Annotated in this window: 14 protein-coding genes; 12 read left to right on the top strand and 2 right to left on the bottom strand. The window is 43.2% G+C overall.

Annotation, left to right across the window (positions count from 1 at the left end):
• Window positions 1-72: 72 nt before the first annotated feature.
• The 6 genes from J0656_RS08850 to J0656_RS08825 all read left to right on the top strand — a co-directional run bounded on the left by J0656_RS08850 (window position 73) and on the right by J0656_RS08825 (window position 8,345).
• The gene (locus J0656_RS08850; protein WP_207032970.1) at window positions 73-1,842 is read left to right on the top strand and encodes an AMP-dependent synthetase/ligase; all 1,770 of its coding nucleotides are present in this window, start codon (window positions 73-75) and stop codon (window positions 1,840-1,842) included.
• Window positions 1,843-1,964: 122 nt separating this feature from the next.
• The gene (locus J0656_RS08845) at window positions 1,965-2,414 is read left to right on the top strand and encodes a MarR family winged helix-turn-helix transcriptional regulator (protein ID WP_207032968.1); all 450 of its coding nucleotides are present in this window, start codon (window positions 1,965-1,967) and stop codon (window positions 2,412-2,414) included.
• 15 nt (window positions 2,415-2,429) lie between these two features.
• The gene (locus tag J0656_RS08840; RefSeq protein ID WP_207032966.1) at window positions 2,430-4,835 is read left to right on the top strand and encodes a 3-hydroxyacyl-CoA dehydrogenase/enoyl-CoA hydratase family protein; all 2,406 of its coding nucleotides are present in this window, start codon (window positions 2,430-2,432) and stop codon (window positions 4,833-4,835) included.
• Window positions 4,836-4,913: 78 nt separating this feature from the next.
• Window positions 4,914-6,104, top strand: coding sequence for an acetyl-CoA C-acyltransferase (locus J0656_RS08835; RefSeq protein WP_207032964.1), 1,191 nt, complete (start codon window positions 4,914-4,916; stop codon window positions 6,102-6,104).
• Window positions 6,105-6,137: 33 nt separating this feature from the next.
• Window positions 6,138-6,494: a four helix bundle protein gene (locus J0656_RS08830; RefSeq protein ID WP_207032962.1), complete on the top strand. Its 357-nt coding sequence runs from the start codon at window positions 6,138-6,140 to the stop codon at window positions 6,492-6,494.
• A gap of 39 nt (window positions 6,495-6,533) precedes the next feature.
• Window positions 6,534-8,345: an acyl-CoA dehydrogenase FadE gene (locus J0656_RS08825; RefSeq protein ID WP_207032960.1), complete on the top strand. Its 1,812-nt coding sequence runs from the start codon at window positions 6,534-6,536 to the stop codon at window positions 8,343-8,345.
• Between the two features lie 180 nt (window positions 8,346-8,525).
• On the opposite strand, the gene J0656_RS08820 is transcribed toward J0656_RS08825, so the two are convergent.
• The gene (locus J0656_RS08820; protein WP_207032958.1) at window positions 8,526-10,325 is read right to left on the bottom strand and encodes a glycoside hydrolase family 15 protein; all 1,800 of its coding nucleotides are present in this window, start codon (window positions 10,323-10,325) and stop codon (window positions 8,526-8,528) included.
• A 103-nt stretch (window positions 10,326-10,428) separates the two neighbouring features.
• On the opposite strand from J0656_RS08820, the gene J0656_RS08815 reads away from it, so the two are divergent.
• From J0656_RS08815 to J0656_RS08790, 6 genes are read left to right on the top strand one after another with little or no spacing between them, the layout of a single operon-like run.
• The gene (locus tag J0656_RS08815) at window positions 10,429-12,639 is read left to right on the top strand and encodes a bifunctional alpha,alpha-trehalose-phosphate synthase (UDP-forming)/trehalose-phosphatase (RefSeq protein ID WP_207032957.1); all 2,211 of its coding nucleotides are present in this window, start codon (window positions 10,429-10,431) and stop codon (window positions 12,637-12,639) included.
• Complete coding sequence (locus J0656_RS08810; protein ID WP_207032956.1) at window positions 12,636-14,159, top strand: nuclear transport factor 2 family protein; 1,524 nt, start codon at window positions 12,636-12,638, stop codon at window positions 14,157-14,159. Before J0656_RS08815 ends, J0656_RS08810 begins: the two co-directional genes overlap by 4 nt.
• Window positions 14,160-14,164: 5 nt before the next feature.
• Entirely contained in the window at window positions 14,165-14,782 is a 618-nt protein-coding gene (locus tag J0656_RS08805; RefSeq protein ID WP_207032955.1) for a TMEM175 family protein, read from the top strand.
• A 1-nt stretch (window position 14,783) separates the two neighbouring features.
• Window positions 14,784-16,115 carry a M28 family metallopeptidase gene (locus J0656_RS08800; RefSeq protein ID WP_207032954.1) on the top strand — a complete coding sequence of 444 codons (1,332 nt, stop codon included), beginning with the start codon at window positions 14,784-14,786 and terminating at the stop codon, window positions 16,113-16,115.
• Window positions 16,116-16,125: 10 nt separating this feature from the next.
• Window positions 16,126-17,739, top strand: coding sequence for a M1 family metallopeptidase (locus J0656_RS08795; RefSeq protein WP_207032953.1), 1,614 nt, complete (start codon window positions 16,126-16,128; stop codon window positions 17,737-17,739).
• A 1-nt stretch (window position 17,740) separates the two neighbouring features.
• Complete coding sequence (locus J0656_RS08790; RefSeq protein ID WP_207032952.1) at window positions 17,741-18,310, top strand: YdeI/OmpD-associated family protein; 570 nt, start codon at window positions 17,741-17,743, stop codon at window positions 18,308-18,310.
• 5 nt (window positions 18,311-18,315) lie between these two features.
• Here J0656_RS08790 and J0656_RS08785 read toward each other — a convergent pair whose 3' ends face one another.
• A complete protein-coding gene (locus J0656_RS08785; protein ID WP_207032951.1) occupies window positions 18,316-19,569 on the bottom strand; it encodes an MFS transporter in 1,254 nt (417 codons plus the stop codon).
• Window positions 19,570-19,628: the final 59 nt, after the last annotated feature.

Genomic DNA, 19,628 nt, shown 5'->3' with positions numbered 1-19,628 from the left:
TTTTTTTGAATAACTCGTTTTAAAATACGGTTCTCTTTCCCTAATTTGCAATCGCTTTACATAAAACTTACTATGCAAACTGTTACCCGATTATTTGATTTCCCATACTATCAGCTTGAAAAATACCCGTTAGAAAAATCATTGGTCACCAAAAGTGACGGTACGTGGATAGCAACATCCACCAAGGAATACATTGACAAAGCGAATGCGATAAGCAGGGCCTTGCTCAGGATGGGGTTCAAACCCAATGATAAAATTGCGGTGATTTCCATGACCAACCGTACGGAATGGAACATTGTTGATATCGGGATTCTCCAAATCGGGGCGCAGAACGTACCTATTTACCCGACCATTGCAGAAGAGGATTACGAATACATTTTGAATCACTCCGAAGCCAAGATTTGCTTTGTCTCTTGCGAAGAGGTGTTTGAAAAGGTCAAGGCCATCCAATCCAAGGTCAAGAATTTAAAAGATGTTTTTTCCTTTGATCAACTCAGTGATTGCAAAAACTGGAGCGAGGTCCTGGAAATGGGAGCTGACACCTCCAATCAAGAAGAAGTTGAAAAATTAAAAGAAAGCGTTACACCTGATGACTTGGCAACCCTGATCTATACTTCTGGAACCACGGGAAGACCAAAAGGGGTGATGCTATCTCACAACAACATCGTTTCCAACGTATTGTGCAGTCAACCGAGGGTACCTTTTGAAACCGAAGGGGTGGCACTAAGTTTCTTGCCCGTGTGCCACATTTTTGAACGCATGATTTTGTATTTATACCAATATTGCGGAGTTGAAATCCATTTTGCTGAAGGATTGGACAAAATCAGTGATAATATCAAAGAGGTCAAGCCTACCGTAATGACGGTGGTACCTCGTCTATTGGAAAAAGTATATGATGCCATAATTGCCAAGGGAGCGCTTTTAACGGGCATCAAAAAGAAATTGTTCTTCTGGGCCGTGGAAGTAGGTCTCAAGTTTGAACCTTATGGGGCCAACGGCTGGTGGTACGAGCAAAAACTTGGACTGGCCAGAAAACTTATTTTCAGCAAATGGAAAGAAGGTTTGGGCGGTAATTTGTCCGTGATGGTCTCAGGCAGTGCAGCTTTGCAGCCCAGACTTGCCAGGGTATTTGCGGCCGCAGATATGCCCGTAATGGAAGGTTATGGACTTACGGAGACCTCTCCCGTGATTGCTGTGAACGACCAACGTAATAAAGGTTGGAAAATCGGAACCGTAGGCAAAATGATTGATGAAGTAGAAGTGAAAATTGCCGAGGATGGAGAAATCCTTTGCAAAGGTCCCAATGTAATGATGGGCTACTACAAAGACCCCGAAAAAACAGCCGAGGTAATGACAGGGGCCTATTTCCATACGGGGGATATCGGTGAGATTGATGCCGAAGGCTTTTTGCGCATTACCGACCGTAAAAAGGAAATGTTCAAAACTTCTGGTGGAAAATATGTGGCTCCTCAATTGTTGGAGAACCGTTTTAAGCAATCAAGGTTCATTGAGCAGATTATGGTAGTGGGCGAGGGTGAAAAAATGCCCGCCGCTCTGATTCAGCCCAACTTTGAGTTCGTTAAGGAATGGGCCAAACGACATAAAATCGACTTAGGCTCCAATGAAGAATTGGTGAAAAACGAAAAGGTAATCGCTCGCATGCAAGAGGAAGTGGATTGGGCCAACCAAGAATTTGCCAAATGGGAAAAGGTAAAACAGTTCAGGCTTACACCAGATGTGTGGAGTGTGGAAGACGGACACCTTACCCCTACCATGAAACTAAAACGTAAACCCGTTAAGGAAATGTATCTGGATTTGTACAATGATATTTATGGGCATTGATCCATTCCTTTAAAAAAATTAAGAGCCTGCAGATTGCAGGCTTTTTTTTCGCCATTATTAATCCAAATTTATTATGCATGCATAATAAATTTTTATATATTTGAGAATACCAAACAAGTTCTATGAAAGATTTGACCATTGATCACGCCCTTAGGGCAACCTGGCAAGCTGTTAGCAAAATGTACAATGAGGAAGCTAAAAATTATGGGCTTACAATGGCCATTGGATTTACCTTACTGAGCATCGCCCCAAAAGGAGGTACACCGAGTACCACTTTGGGACCTAAAATGGGAATGGAAGCAACAAGTTTGTCCAGAATACTAAAGAATATTGAAGAAAGAGGCTATATAGAGCGTAAACGTAACCCAAAAGATGGCAGAGGTGTGCTAATCTTTTTGACTCCACTTGGTTTGGAAAAAAGAGAAGAATCCAAAGAAGTAGTGCTGCGTTTTAATGAAGTGGTCAAAGAAAATACCACGCAAGAAGATTTAGTGGGTTTCTTTAATATAATTGACATCATCAATAAGCTTATTACAGACAAAAAAGTCTATACAAAAACAACTAATAATTAAATTACAAACCCGCACATGAAAAGGCATATAAACAAAGTTGCCGTAATCGGTTCCGGAATTATGGGAAGTGGCATTGCATGCCATTTTGCGAATATTGGGGTCGAAGTACTATTATTGGATATAGTCCCACGTGAACTTACCGATAAGGAAAAGGCGCAAGGACTCACCTTGGAGGACAAAGCGGTCCGCAATCGCTTGGTGAACGAATCACTGGCTTCCGCCTTAAAATCCAAACCCTCCCCTATTTATCACAAAAGCTTTGCCGATCGCATCACAACTGGAAATATGGAAGATGATATTTCCAAAGTGGCCGATGTAGATTGGATCATTGAAGTGGTCGTGGAACGGTTGGACATCAAAAAACAAGTGTTTGAGAATTTGGACAAACACCGTACCCCTGGAACTTTAATCACTTCGAACACATCGGGGATTCCCATCCGCTTTATGAGCGAAGGAAGAAGTGATGATTTCCAGAAACATTTCTGTGGAACACACTTTTTTAACCCAGCCCGATATTTAAAGCTATTCGAAATTATTCCTGGTCCTAAAACTTCCCAAGAGGTTCTGGACTTTTTGAATGGATATGGTGAACAATACTTGGGGAAAACCTCGGTCGTTGCCAAGGACACACCCGCATTTATCGGTAACCGTATCGGAATATTCAGCATACAAAGCTTGTTCCACATGGTCAAGGAAATGGGTATGACGGTGGAAGAAGTGGATAAGTTGACAGGACCTGTGATCGGACGACCGAAATCCGCCACCTTCCGCACGGTGGATGTGGTTGGATTGGACACGCTTGTACACGTGGCCAACGGAATCAGTGAAAACTGCAAGGACGATGAACGTCATGAACTGTTCCAATTGCCCGACTTCATACAAACCATGATGGATAACAAATGGTTGGGAAGTAAAACTGGACAAGGCTTCTACAAAAAAGTCAAGGGAGACGATGGTAAGAGCGAAATCCTAACACTGGATTTGGACACCATGGACTACCGCTCCAAAAAAAGTGCAAAGTTTGCCACTTTGGAGCTCACCAAGACCATTGATAAAGTAATTGATCGTTTCCCCGTATTGGTAGACGGTAAGGACAAAGCAGGAGAATTCTACAGAAAGAGCTTTGGAGCACTTTTCGCCTACGTGACCCACCGTATTCCCGAAATTACGGACGAATTGTACAAAATAGATGATGCCATGAAGGCTGGCTTCGGGTGGGAACATGGACCGTTCCAAATTTGGGACGCCGTAGGACTCGACAAAGGGCTTGAATTCATCAAGGCCGAAGGTCTGGAAGCCGCTCCTTGGGTATCCGAAATGAAAGAAGCGGGAATTGATTCCTTCTACACCGTGAAGGAAGGCAACACCTACTTCTACGACATTCCCAAAAAGACCATGGAAAAAGTTCCTGGCCAGGATGCGTTCATTATTTTGGACAACATCAGAAAAACCAAGGAAGTCTTCAAAAACAGTGGTGTTGTTATCGAAGATTTGGGTGATGGAATCCTGAACTGTGAGTTCCAATCCAAGATGAACACCATTGGGGGCGATGTGTTGGCTGGCTTGAACAAAGCCGTAGATCTGGCCGAAAAGGATTTTGCAGGATTGGTTATTGGTAACCAAGCTGCCAACTTCTCTGTTGGTGCCAATATCGGGATGATTTTTATGATGGCCGTGGAACAAGAATATGATGAGCTGAACATGGCCATCAAAATGTTCCAGGATACCATGATGCGGATGCGATATTCCTCCATCCCAACAGTTTCTGCACCGCATGGTATGTGTTTGGGCGGTGGTTGCGAACTTTCGCTACATGCGGATAAGGTGGTGGCCGCGGCCGAAACCTATATTGGTTTGGTTGAATTCGGCGTAGGTGTGATTCCTGGCGGAGGCGGTTCCAAGGAAATGGCGCTTCGGGCTTCCGATACCTTCAGAAAAAACGATGTGGAGCTCAACGTGCTTCAAGAGTACTTCCTTACCATCGGGATGGCCAAAGTATCAACTTCAGCTTATGAGGCCTTTGATTTAGGTATCCTTCAAAAAGGAAAAGATGTGGTCGTTGTCAACAAAGACCGTCAAATTGCAACAGCGAAAGCGTATGCCAAACTGATGGCAGACGCAGGCTATACCAAACCCGTCAAACGCAAGGATGTTAAGGTGCTTGGAAAACAGGCTTTGGGTATGTTCTTGGTAGGAACGGACTCTATGGAAGCTGGACATTACATTTCTGAACACGACAAAAAGATTGCCGACAAACTGGCCTATGTAATGGCGGGCGGGGACCTTTCTGAAGCGACAATGGTAACCGAACAATACCTTTTGGATTTGGAACGCGAAGCATTCTTATCACTTTGTACCGAGAGAAAGACACTGGAACGTATCCAACACATGTTGAAGACTGGGAAACCATTGAGAAATTAGAAACAAGAATCAAGACAAAAGAGCCAAGACCTAAAATCCTGACTCTTGGTTCTTGAATCTAAAAATCAAAAAGAAAAAATGAAAACAGCATACATAGTAAAAGCATACAGAACAGCCGTAGGCAAAGCGCCCAAAGGCCTGTTTAGGTTTAAGCGCCCAGATGAACTGGCGGCGGAAACCATCGAATACATGATGAATGAGCTTCCCCAACTGGACAAAAAACGTATTGACGACGTTATTGTGGGGAACGCCATGCCAGAAGCCGAACAAGGTTTGAACATGGGAAGACTGATTTCCTTAATGGGTCTGAACATTGAGGATGTACCTGGGGTTACGGTAAACCGTTATTGTGCATCAGGATTGGAAACCATCGGGATTGCAACGGCAAAAATACAGTCGGGAATGGCGGATTGCATCATTGCTGGCGGCGCCGAAAGCATGAGCTATATCCCCATGGGGGGCTACAAACCCACTCCTGATTACGCTACGGCCAAAGAAGGTCACGAAGATTATTATTGGGGCATGGGGCTTACCGCCGAAGCCGTTGCCAAACAATTCAAGGTATCTCGTGAGGACCAAGATGAATTCGCCTTCAATTCCCACATGAAAGCATTAAAGGCCCAAGAAGAAGGTCGTTTTCAAGATCAAATCGTGCCCATTGAAGTCGAACACACGTTTGTGAACGAAGCTGGAAAAAAAGAAACCAAAACATACACCGTCAAAAAAGATGAAGGTCCGAGAAAAGGAACCAACATCCCAACGTTGAACAAGTTAAGACCAGTTTTTGCCGAAGGAGGAAGCGTAACCGCAGGTAACTCTTCGCAAATGAGCGATGGCGCCGCCTTTGTAATGGTAATGAGCGAGGAAATGGTCAAAGAATTGAACTTGGAGCCCGTTGCAAGATTGGTCAACTATGCCGCAGCAGGTGTGGAACCAAGAATCATGGGGATTGGACCTGTAAAAGCCATTCCAAAAGCGCTAAAACAAGCAGGGATGAAACAGGACCAAATAGACCTCATCGAGTTGAACGAAGCCTTCGCATCGCAATCGATAGCTGTTATTCGAGAGCTTGGATTGAATCAGGACATCGTCAACGTGAACGGAGGAGCCATAGCGCTCGGGCATCCACTTGGATGTACTGGGGCCAAATTGTCCGTTCAACTTTTTGATGAAATGAGAAAGCGGGACATGAAGGGCAAATACGGCATGGTGACCATGTGCGTAGGTACAGGCCAAGGTGCCGCGGGGATATTCGAGTTTTTATCGTAGGAACCAGGACTCTTAGAAGCAAGAATCAAGACTATGGGTAAACATAATTTCAAAAAACTTAAGATTTGGCAAGAAGGAATGGTTTTAGTTGAGGAAACATATAAAATGATTAGAGAATTTCCTACTATGGAAAAATTCAATCTAGTCTCCCAATTGATTCGTTGTGCTGTTTCAATTCCTTCAAATATTGCGGAAGGCACTAGCAAATCATCAAATAAGCATTTTAATAAATATATAGAGGATAGTCTAGGCTCAAGTTTTGAGTGGGAAACACAATTGATAGTTGCCTTTAACCAGCAATATATTTCCGATGAAAGATTTGAATTTTTAGAGCAAAAAATCCAACAGTTACAGAAAATGATTTCAAGGTTTCAAGATGGTTTGAAATAAGTCCTGATTCTTGTCTCCTGAATCTTAAATCAATAAAAAATGAGTACAGAAACTACAAACAAAGAAATTTTGAGAGGAGGTCAATTCTTGGTCAAGGAGACCAAATGCGAGGATGTATTTACCCTTGAGGACCTCAACGAAGAACAAAAAATGATGCGCGAAAGCACCAAGGAATTCGTAGACCGCGAACTTTGGGCCCATTGGGAACGCTTTGAGAAAAAAGACTATGCATACACCGAAGAATGCATGCGAAAGGCAGGCGAACTCGGCTTATTGAGCGTAGCGGTACCCGAAGCGTATGGCGGTATGGGAATGGGGTTTGTGTCCACCATGCTGGTTTGCGACTACATTTCTGGCGCCACTGGCTCATTCAGTACGGCGTTCGGCGCGCACACAGGGATTGGTACCATGCCCATCACACTCTACGGAACCGAGGAGCAAAAGCAAAAATATGTTCCCAGATTGGCCACGGGCGAATGGTTCGGAGCCTATTGCTTAACAGAGCCAGGAGCTGGTTCCGATGCCAATTCTGGTAAAACAAAGGCTGTACTTTCAGATGATGGCAAATATTACAGCATCACAGGGCAGAAAATGTGGATTTCCAATGCTGGATTCTGCAATCTGTTCATTGTTTTTGCCAGGATTGAGGACGATAAGAACATTACAGGTTTTATTGTTGAAAATGACAAGGAAAACGGAATCAGTTTTGGTGACGAAGAAAAGAAATTGGGTATCCACTCCTCCTCTACCCGCCAAGTGTTCTTCAATGAGACCAAGGTACCCGTTGAAAACATGCTTTCCGAAAGAGGAAATGGATTCAAGATAGCCATGAACGCCCTTAATGTGGGCAGGATCAAATTGGCAGCAGCTTGTTTGGAAGCTCAGCGTCGTGTTATCAACGAAGCGACCAAATACGCTAACGAACGCATCCAATTCAAGACCCCTATCATAAACTTCGGTGCCATCAAAGCAAAAATTGCAGATATGGCCACCAATGCCTATGTGGATGAAGCAGCATGTTATCGTGCCGCAAAAAATATTGAGGACAGAATTGCCATTCGCGAAGCAAGTGGTAATTCCCACCAAGAAGCAGAGTTGAAAGGTGTTGAGGAATATGCCATTGAATGTTCCATTTTGAAGGTAGCCGTTTCCGAACACGTTCAGCACACCACCGATGAGGGTATTCAAGTGTTCGGGGGAATGGGCTTTAGCGCCGACACCCCAATGGAATCTGCGTGGAGAGATGCCCGTATTTCAAGGATTTACGAAGGAACGAACGAAATCAACCGCATGCTTTCCGTAGGCATGTTGGTGAAGAAAGCCATGAAGGGCCATGTTGACCTTTTGGGCCCTGCTACAAAAGTGGGTGAAGAGTTGATGGGAATTCCATCGTTCGACACCCCAGACTATTCGGAACTGCTTTCAGAAGAAAAAGATTTGATCGCACGATTGAAAAAAGTATTCTTGATGGTCGCTGGTAGCGCTGTTCAGAAATTTGGTCCCGATTTGGAAGAACATCAAATGTTGCTGATGGCCGCTTCCGATATCTTGATTCAAATCTATATGGCAGAATCCGCTATCCTCAGAACGGAGAAAAATGCAAAACGCTTTGGTGAAGAAGCACAAGCTACACAAATCGCAATGTCGAAATTGTATTTGTACAGAACGGTCGACATCATTCAGCAAAAAGCCAAGGAAGGTATTGTTTCCTTTGCCGAGGGTGATGAACAACGAATGATGCTGATGGGCCTAAAACGCTTCACCAAGTATACAAACCAACCCAATGTTGTGAAACTTAGAACGCAAATTGCCGACAAAGTTGCCGCAGATAACGGGTATACCTTTGACTAATTCAAATAATTGCTGGGTTCAACCCTCTAGGATTTGAAAACGCCCCGATCGGGGCGTTTTTTATTCTTTTTTATTTGGTACAGTTATGTCAGGTCGAGCGCAGTCGAGACCAAAACCAAACTTGCGATTTCCCAAGGACCCCTCGAATGCGCTCGAGATGACAATTGTTCTTTATACAGCTTACTTGATGGACTCCAATATGCGCTCGTCCTTCTGTTTGGAAGAAAAGTTGATGGCGCACTCAATGAGTGCCAAATGCGAGTACGCTTGTGGGAAATTGCCCAACAAACGCTTTGTCTTAAAATCGATGTCCTCGCTGAACAATCCCAAATGGTTGCTGTAGCTCAATAAACGCTCGAACTGCTCCAAAGCCTTTTCTTCCTCCCCTATTTTGAAGAGTGCATTGATAAACCAGAACGTACAAATGGTGAAAGACGATGATGGCAATCCGAAGTCGTCCTCGTTTTTATAGCGGTACAAAAGACCATCATTGCTCAAACCTTCCTCTATGGCCTTTACTGTGCTCACATATTTTGGATCACGGGCATGGATAAAACCATAAGGTTCCATCAACAGTACGGATGCATCCAAATGACGGGATCCATACGACTGTACAAAAGCATTGATATCGCTGTTCCATGCATTTTCGTGGATATCATCCTTAATTTTCTGCTCAAGGGCCGTCCAACGCTCCAATTTTCTGGTTTTCCCGAACATGTTCGCGACCTTAATGGCCCTGTCCAAGGCAACCCAGCACAGAACTTTGGAGAAGGTAAAGTGCTTGTCCTCGCCTCGGAACTCCCAAATACCTTTATCAGGTTCTTCCCAGTGCTTCCCTACGATCCAAACAATACCTTTGGTAATGCTCCAAAGTTCCTCCACATTTTCAATATCGTTGCTGAAATTCTTCAACTGCTCATAAATCACATCCATCAAAATGCCATAAATATCATTCTGACGTTGCTTGTAGGCCGCATTGCCCACACGAACAGGTTTAGACCCTTTGTATCCATCAAAATGGCTCAAAGTCCTTTCCGTCAATGTTTTTTCCTTGTTGATGCCATACATGATCTGGAGTTTCTCATCCTTGTCGGGCATCAAATCAATAATAAACTGCAGGTAACGCTTGGCCGAGTTCTTATGCCCAAGTTCGGATACCACCTTGATTACCATGGAGGCATCCCGAATCCAACAAAAACGATAGTCCCAGTTCCTGACCTCGCCAATGGTCTCTGGAAGCGATGTGGTCGCAGCGGCCAAAACGGCACCAGTCTTGTCGTACGTGAGCATTTTAAGCGTAATGGCACTACGAATTATTTGGTTCTTGAACTTTTGATAATCGGGTGTCTTTGCGGACCAATCCAACCAGTACACCTTCGTGCGCTCCAGTTCCAACCCCATTTTTTCGGTGGTCGGTTTTAATATCTTCTCATTATATCGAATCAGGAAGTAACCATCCTCCTTCAGTGTTATTTCATGGCCTTCCAGAATGTCTTCCTTGTCAAATGAAGTGTATAAAAACAAGGTGTCATATTTTAATTTATGGGTAAGGCTGGCGATAAAATCTTCCTTGATGTAATGCTTGGTCTCCCCCAAACCATATTCCAACTTGGGATTATAGATCACCGAAAATTTTGGCGTTCCCGAAATGTATTTAACGTAACGGATAATCTCGGGCTGCGCTTTGTATCTTCCGTTCATTTTATGGTGACGGGGCATAAAGTCATGCAACTCGAACACATTATCGCCTTCAGAAAAACGAGTAATCAAAATTGCGGTATTGCGATAATATTCCTGTTCAATGCTGTAGTCGCCTATTGGACGTATTTCAAAACTGCCTCCTTTTTGCTCATCGAGCAATTTTGCAAATATTGAAGTAGAGTCAAATTGGGGCAAACAGCACCAATCCATGGAGCCTTCTTTGGAAATCAATGCCGCACTCCTGCAATTTCCTATAATTCCGTAATTCAAGTTGTCCATAGGTCAAAATTTCTCAAAAGGGTTAGAATGAATTGGTTTTGCGCTCGAATTTCCCGAATTTTAAAGAAACAAAAAATTAAAATACGTCAAAAATTATCCTTTTATGGGCAAAACTATCATAATCTCAAATCGATTACCCGTTCAGTTACAAATTAGCAATGGAAAACTCAATGCAATACCAAGTGTTGGAGGTTTGGCCACAGGGATGAAATCTGTGCACAGTGGAGGCGAAAGTCTATGGATCGGTTGGTCTGGACTAACGGACGAAGAAACGCCAGAAGAACTGGAAGATGATATAGACAAGGCCCTAAAAGAGCATGGCTGCGCCAAAGTAAAGTTGAATGCCGATGAAATTGATGGGTTTTACTACGGCTTCAGTAATAGAACCATATGGCCTTTGTTCCACTACTTTTTGAAGTATTCCGAATTTGAACTGAATTATTGGGACACCTATAAATCAGTAAACCAAAAGTTCGCCGATGCCATCATCGAAAATTCGGATGAGGACGATACCATTTGGATTCATGATTACCAATTGATGCTCGTTCCACAAATGGTGCGCGAAAAACGTCCCGATACCACTATTGGCTTCTTTTTACATATTCCCTTCCCCTCTTTTGAAATTTTCCGAACCCTTCCTTGGCGTGAAGAGATTTTGGAAGGACTGTTGGGTTCCGATCTTATCGGCTTTCATACCTACGACTACGAGAGACATTTTTTGAGCTCTGTACGAAGACTGATAGGACTGGATGTAAGCTTCAATGAGATTTATTTGGACAACAGGGTTATTAAAGTGGATTCGTTCCCTATGGGTATCGATTATAAAAAGTTTAGGGATGCCGCCGTGTTGCACGACTCTAAAAGTAAGGACGAGCGAAGCGATTTACAGCTCCGTTTGGACAACCACAAGGCATCCGCACCCGATACCAAGCTTATTCTTTCCATAGACCGTTTGGACTATAGTAAGGGAATTGCAAAGCGTATCAACGCATTTGAATATTTCCTTCAAAAATATCCAGAATACAAAGAAAAGGTACGATTGATCATATTGGCCGTGCCCTCGCGTTCCAACGTGCCCCAATATCAATTATTAAAAAGAGAGGTCGATGAATTGGTAGGCCGAATCAACGGGGAATTGTCCACGGTAAACTGGACCCCCATTTGGTATTTCTATCGTTCCCTGCCCTTTGAAAGCTTGATCGACCTATACACCTCCAGCGATATTGCCTGGTTGACCCCATTGCGAGATGGAATGAACTTGGTGGCCAAGGAATACATCGCCACACGTACCGACAAGTCTGGTGTGCTTATCCTGAGCGAAATGGCAGGCTCGGCGTATGAAATGAACGAGGCTTTATTAATCAATCCGAACAATTTTGAGCAACAAGCGGACACTTTGAAGAGAGCCTTTAACATGCCCTTGGAAGAGCAAGTGTCCCGAAACACCTTTTTACAGAAAAGATTGGAACGCTATAATGTGGAGGTTTGGGCCAATGAATTCATGAATGCCCTCAAAGAAAAAAGAGATCTGGGCAAAGCGTTTATTTCCGAAAAAATGTCCTCCGAAATATTATTGTCCATCCAAGGAGCTTATGCAAAATCAAAAAAACGGTTGTTGTTCTTGGATTATGATGGGACCCTCGCTGGATTCCACAAAGATCCGCAACAAGCCTCGCCTGATAAAGAACTTTACGAACTCTTGGACGAACTGAACGCCCAGGAAAATACTACCGTGTTTTTAATAAGCGGAAGGGACAAACAAACCTTTGGACGTTGGTTCTTGCCCAAAAAATACAACATGATCGTGGAGCACGGGGTATGGATTTCCCGAAATGGAGAGGATTTTAAGATGTTGGAACAGGTAAAGGGCGAATGGATGGACAAAATCCGACCAGTGCTCGAATCCTTCGTGGACAGGACCCCAGGATCGTTCATCGAAGAAAAAAACTACTCACTGGCTTGGCATTATCGCAACACCGACCCCGATTTTGGAACAAAAAGGGCCACAGAGCTCAATACAGTGTTGCGTAGTTTGATCGGTAATGACGATATTAGTGTATTGAACGGAAACAAGGTCATGGAAATAAAGAGCAGCAACGTGAACAAAGGAAGGGCTGCCACTCGTATGTTAAGCGAAGATGATTACGACTTTGTTTTTGCCATCGGCGATGATTGGACCGATGAATTTATGTTCCAAGAACTACCCGATTCGGCAATCACCGTTAAGGTCGGACTTAAAAAAACACAGGCCAAATACCATGTGGAAAACACCGCTAGGGTAAGGCAGCTTTTAAAACGTTTTACAAAACCATGATACAAAGGTTTTTTATTATTTGCTTTCTGTTGGCCTATGGCCAAGGATGGGCACAGGCCGAAACAGAGGTCTATCTTTTTGATTTGGAACTGAATAATGGAAAACCCCTTTTGACCAACCCTAAAAACATTTCCAACAACCCAGGATATGACAATCAACCTTCTTTTTGGGACGACGGCAGTGTTTTGTTCGCTTCGACCAGAGAAGACCAAACGGACATTCTTCAATTTAATGTCAATGAAGGAAGCACTTCATCATGGTTGACCTACACTACGGCGGGCAGTGAATACTCACCTCTTCGGATTCCAGGAAAGAAGGCAATTTCTGCCATTCGCTTGGATGTGGACGGTCTTCAACGCCTTTACGAATATGATGTTGAAACCAGCAAATCAACACCGATATCAGACCTAAAGATAGGATACCACGTTTGGTTCGACAATCATATATTGGTGGCTACGGTATTGGTTGAAAATCGCATGGACCTCGTGGTCTTGGACTTGGAAGAAAACACCCAAAATACGGTTTACGAAAATGTAGGGCGTTCATTGCACAACATCCCCAATAGCGATCTGGTCAGTTTTATCGGCAAAAAGAACAATGCCTGGGAAATTCTTTCCCTAGACCCCTTAACGGGCGAATCCAAAAAAATTACCAACACCTATGGCAAAGAAGAAGATATTTGCTGGTTGGATGAAAATACCATCATTACGGGAGCTGGCAAAAAGCTCTTAACGAAGGATATTGGCTCGGAAGATGGATGGCAGCCCATCATTGAATTTGATCAGGAGGAAATCAATAACATTAGCCGAATTGCCATCAGCCCAAACCGTAAAAGATTGGCTTTTGTTGCGGAGGAATCCGTAGCAAAGATCATTCAAAAGCAAGTGAGGGACTTTAATCAGCGAAATTTGGATGGTTTTGTCTCTTGTTTTGCAGAGGATGTGCTGGTCACACGTTTTCCGAATGAGAAAATGTATCAGGGAAATGATACGATGAAGGAGAACTACGAACGCTTTTTTGAAAATGTGGAATCATCGAGCGTAGAAGTGGTCAATCGAATTATTTTGGGAAACACCGTAATCGATGAGGAAATTACCAAAGTGGATGGCAGGGAAGGACATCAAGTGGCCATTTACCAGATTGAAAATGGACTTATCGCATCCATGACATTTATTTTCCCCGATGGGCCCTTGACCGATGCGGAAAGTATTGTACAAGAACAACTGAAAGCATATAACGACAGAGATATCGAAGCTTTTTCTGAAACTTATGCCCAAGATGTTGAACTCTATCAATTTCCCAAAAAACTCAATTTAAAGGGTGTTTCAAAACTAAAGCAACAGTACAGCTCATTTTTTGGAAGCACACCGGATTTGAACTGTAAGATTGTAAACAGAATCGTAATCGGAAACAAAGTCATAGATTATGAATCCGTAACCGTAAATGGAAATTTGGTAAGGGCCATTGCCATTTACGAAGTAAAGAACGGAGAAATTACCAAGGTCACCTTTATTCAATAACCAAAATGAAGCTACCCCATAATAGAAGTAGAATTGAGGCTTTTAGCGATGGGGTTTTTGCTTTTGCTGCCACATTATTGGTAGTTTCGGTGGGCACCCAGGCAGAAAGTTCCATACTCCAAGTGGACTGGATGGTGTTTTTGAGTTTTGGTGTCAGTTTTTTTGCCTTGGTTGGATTGTGGTCGGTGCACTATAACTTTTTCCGAAGAACCAATTATATGGACAATATGATCATTGGCCTCAATGCAGTTCTGCTGTTTTTGATACTCTACTACATTTTCCCCATAAAATCCTTGATCAATTCGTGGACGGGAGCACTACAGATCAATGCAGATGAATTTTCTTCATTGTTCCAACTGTACAGTCTTGGATTTCTCCTCATCTTCACATGCTATGCCCTTATGTATTTAAGGGTCTACAAAAAAGCCAACAACAGCAATATGACACATCTTTTTTATGCCCGGCATTTTGGGTTATTTGTACTTGTTGCCCTTGTTTCCATCGTAATTGCAGAACTCCAATTGGGATTATATTATGGTCTTCCGGGCATTGTGTATGTACTTTTGGGTCCTTTTTGTTATTTTCACGCTTCATATTTTCAGAAAAAAACCAACGCTTTTTAATATGAGAAAAATATTCTCCTTGCTATTTGTGGTTTTCACTACAACAATTCATGCGCAAACCGATACCAGAATTTATGACATTATCAATGCGGTTTCGTCGGAACGTATCGAATCTGACGTTACCACCTTGGTCAATTTTGGAACCAGACATACCTTGAGCGATACGGTTTCCCAGACTAGAGGGATTGGTGCCGCCAGAAGATGGATCAAGTCAGAGTTTGATAAAATTTCTTCCGATTGTGGAAATTGTTTAGAGGTCTTTTATCAAAAAAATCTAATCGAGAAAGGTGACAATGCCCGAATCGTAAAAGATGTGGAAATTGTGAACGTGGTCGCCATCCAGCGAGGGACCAAATTTCCCAACCGTTTTATAATCATGAGCGGGGATATTGATTCCCGTGTCAGCGACCCTACCAACTATACTTCGGATTCCCCTGGAGCCAACGACAATGCCAGCGGAATGGCAGGAACCATTGAAGCATCCCGTGTGTTATCCAAATACAAGTTCGAGAGCAGTATCATTTACGTTGGACTTTCGGGCGAAGAGCAGGGCCTTTATGGCGGTAAGGGATTAGCGGCCTACGCCAAAGAACAGGGATGGGATATTGTGGGCATTCTTAACAACGATATGATCGGAAACATCACAGGAGTCGATGGCGTTGTGAGTAATAGGGATTTTAGAATATTCTCCGAACCTGTGCCTCCAACCGAAACAGAGGAAGAAAGAAGGGCCAGACGTTTTTATGGTGGCGAAGTGGATGGGATTTCCCGTCAGTTGGCGCGCTACGTGTACGAAACCACCAAAACCTATATGCCCGAAATGAATCCCATGATGATCTATCGACTGGATAGGTTCGGGAGAGGTGGACACCATAGACCGTTCAACGACGCCGGATATGCTGGAATCCGAATTATGGAAGCCCATGAGAACTACACACAGCAACATCAAGATATACGCGAGGAAAACGGCATTGCCTACGGAGACGTTTTGGAGCACGTTAATTTTGAATACGCCAAAAAGCTGACCGCCGTAAATGCCATTACCCTTGCATCCATTGCATGGGCGCCACCCGCTCCCGAAACTGTTGAAATCGGTGGAATTGTGGAACCCAGTGCAAAACTTCGATGGAGCAAGGTCGAGGGAGCCGTAGGGTATAAAATATATTGGAGAGATACCACCTCCCCTACTTGGGACAACTACAAATATGTGGGCAATGTAACCGAACACACCTTAGATGGTGTTGTGATAGACAATTTCTTTTTTGGTGTTGCGTCCATAGGTAAAGATGGACACGAAAGTCCAGTAGTTTTTCCAAATAAAGTATTCAGATAACAAAAAAACAATGAAAAAAAGTTTAATTCTTTTTGCCTTTATACTTGGGGTATGGTCCATTAACGCCCAAGAACTTACAAGACAAGATACTTTAAGGGGCAGTATTACACCCGAACGGGAATGGTGGGACTTAAATCACTACGACCTCAATGTTAAGGTCGAGCCTTCAAAGAAGTTTATTTCGGGCTACAACGTGGTAAAGTATAAAGTTTTGAAAGAAGCCAAAGTACTTCAAATTGATCTTCAAGAACCCATGAAGATTGAATCTATTGAGCAAGATGGAAAAAAATTGAAGTTCACTTCTGAGGGCAATGCACATTTCATCAAACTCAAGAAAAAACAAGTTCCGGGAGAATTCAACGAAGTTAAAATCACATATTCGGGGCAACCACGAGAGGCCGTACGTGCACCTTGGGACGGTGGCTTTTCTTGGAAACAGGATAAAAATGGCAATCCTTTTGTAGCTACATCCTGCCAAGGTTTGGGAGCAAGTGTTTGGTGGCCCAACAAAGACCATATGTACGACGAAGTGGACAGTATGCGCATCAGCGTTACCGTTCCCAAAGAACTAATGGATGTTTCAAACGGACAGCTGGAAAGCGTTGAGGAAATAGGTGAATTCAAAACCTACAATTGGGTAGTAAAAAACCCCATCAACAATTATGGTGTAAACGTAAATATTGGAAACTATGTCCATTTTGATGAAGTTTACGAAGGTGAGAACGGTCCTTTAAAATTGGATTATTATGTACTGCCTGAAAATTTGGAAAAGGCCAAAAAACAGTTTGTACAGGCCCCGATGATGCTGCAAGCTTTTGAGTATTGGTTTGGCCCCTACCCTTTTTACGAGGATGGTTTTAAACTCGTGGAAGTTCCTTATTTGGGCATGGAACACCAAAGTTCCGTTACCTACGGAAACAAGTTCGAGAACGGATATTTGGGAAGGGACCTGTCTGGAACTGGCTGGGGTTTGCAGTTTGATTTTATCATAATCCACGAGGCGGGACATGAATGGTTTGCAAACAATATCACCTACAAGGACATTGCCGACATGTGGATTCACGAAGGGTTTACAGCATACTCGGAAAACCTGTATCTGGATTATCATTTTGGTACAAAAGCATCTGAAGCTTATGTTGTAGGAACCCGAAGCAATATCCAGAACGACAGTCCCATTATCGGACCCTACGGAGTCAACAAATCCGGTTCTGGGGATATGTATTATAAAGGTGCCAACATGTTGCATACACTTCGCCAATTGGTAGAGGATGATGACAAATGGCGTCAAATTTTACGAGGACTGAACAAAGATTTCTATCACAAAACAGTAACCACCAAAGAAATTGAGGGTTATCTCAGCAAACATACGGGCAAAGATTTATCCGCATTCTTTAATCAATATCTCCGAACCACAATGATCCCCACTTTGGAATACAAGTTGGAAGGAGACGAGATTAAGTTCCGATACACAGATGTGTTGCAAGATTTTGACATGCCAGTTCGTCTATTTATTGATGGTTCCGAGAAGTGGTTGTTCCCAAGTGCCGAATGGAAAACCGAAAAATTAGATGGAACCCAAGTGGTTTTCGATAAAAACTTTTACATAGAGACCAAAAAAATCTGATTTGGAGAAGCACCCGGAGCATTATTTTAAAAATGATGAGGAGTGGCGCGATTGGCTTCATGAAAACCATAGCTCATACAGTGGCATCCACCTTATCTTCTACAAGGTGGAACACCATAAAGAAAGTATGCGTTGGGAAGAGGCCGTAAAGGTGGCCCTGTGCTACGGTTGGATAGACAGTACCGTAAGAAGTTTAGGAGATGGAAAGCGCAAACAATACTTCTGCCCAAGAAAACCGAAGAGTACATGGAGCAAGGTGAACAAGGATTACATAAAGGATTTGTTAGACAATGGATTGATGCACCAAAGTGGGTTAAAAGCGATTGAAATTGCCAAGGAAAACGGTTCTTGGACCGTGTTGGATGATGCCGAAAACGGTGTGGTTCCCGAAGATTTGCAAAAGGCATTTAAAAAGAGGCCAAATGCCCATACCAACTTTCAGAATTTCACCGTAGGGCAACGGAAAGGATATCTCATGTGGCTTAATCAGGCTAAGCGGGAAGAAACACGAAACAAAAGAATAAAGGAAATCATCACCTTTTCAGAAAAAAACGTCAAATACAGGAACTAGAAAAATCATCTACCGTATTTTCTTTGGTAGAACCATGCTGCCAAACCGCCAACAAAGGCAAAGGCACTCAGCATCCAAAAAACATGTTGGTGACCCAGTTCTTCGCCTGGGTGCGCGTCCAATAGCATACCATACGCGGGACCGGCAAACACATCCGGAGTATATCCTATCAACGAAATGAGTCCTACCGCAGTTCCCGTTAAGGTCATCGGGATTTTGCCCACCTGCATTACGCCAAAGTACAATGCCCGAATAGCGTATACACCTGCCGCTATTACAACAACAGACATAAAGAACAAAAGCGTTGTAGTAGGTGCAATTACCCCGCTGGCAAACAATACACCTCCAATCAAGGTCAATACAAAACTCACGAACAGAAGCCAGGTAATCTTAAGTTTATCGGCTATCAAACCAACCAAAATACCAGTGGCCGGACGAAGAAATTGCAACAATGTTCCCACCTTGGCCGATTCCACTTGGTTGTAGAGCATCACCTCTTCGGCATATTGGGAAATGATGTCCGTAATCTTATATCCCACATAACCACAAAGAATAATTACCATCAGAAGCCAGACCGATGGCAATTTTAAGACCTGCTTGATTTCATTCCAAGAAATACGCTCCAAGGTCACTTTCTCATCATTTTTGTCCGATTTCATAAAAAACCAGACCAGAATTCCTATGAGTATAATGATTATGGAAGCAGAATAAATAACATAGGTAAAGGCTTCCTTTCGGTCATTAAGGTCGGCAACTTCGGGAGACTCGGATAAAAAGAAAGAAAATACCACTACCCCCAACAAACTGAAAAGCCCTCCCGTAAGTCCTCGCCCACCATCAAGAAAACCAAAGGCTTTTCCTTGCGAGTTGGTGCCTCCCCAAATTCTTGTGGCCTTTATCATGGCTGCCCAAAACAAAAAGATGGTCGTAAACCCCCACCAGCCATAAACTATCTGAAGCACCCACATGTCCGGGTATTGGGCAAATATGAACCCGCCCAAAGCGGTCATCCATAATGCAATAGCTATCAATTTTCTGGGTTGGTACTTATCGGCCAAAGGCCCTCCCAACACATAAGAAACCATGGCAACCAAACCGTAAACGGAAAAACAGAGTCCCAACTCTACATTCTCCAATTCCAGAACATCCAATACGGTGGGCCTAAAAACCCGAGGGAATACAAAAGGAAGGATAAAGATGGCTTCACCTGAGAGAATCAATAATAGTAAATAGAGCCAGCTTGGTTTTGTTTCCTTCAAAACTTGTATTTGGTTAAAAATCACCAAAAAAATCGGAAAAACCCAAAGGGATGGGAAAT

The sequence above is a fragment of the Flagellimonas aurea genome, assembly GCF_017313785.1.
GTDB lineage: Bacteria > Bacteroidota > Bacteroidia > Flavobacteriales > Flavobacteriaceae > Flagellimonas > Flagellimonas aurea.
Note: the sequence above shows the minus strand (reverse complement) of the source record. Positions and strands in the feature narration are given on the sequence as shown.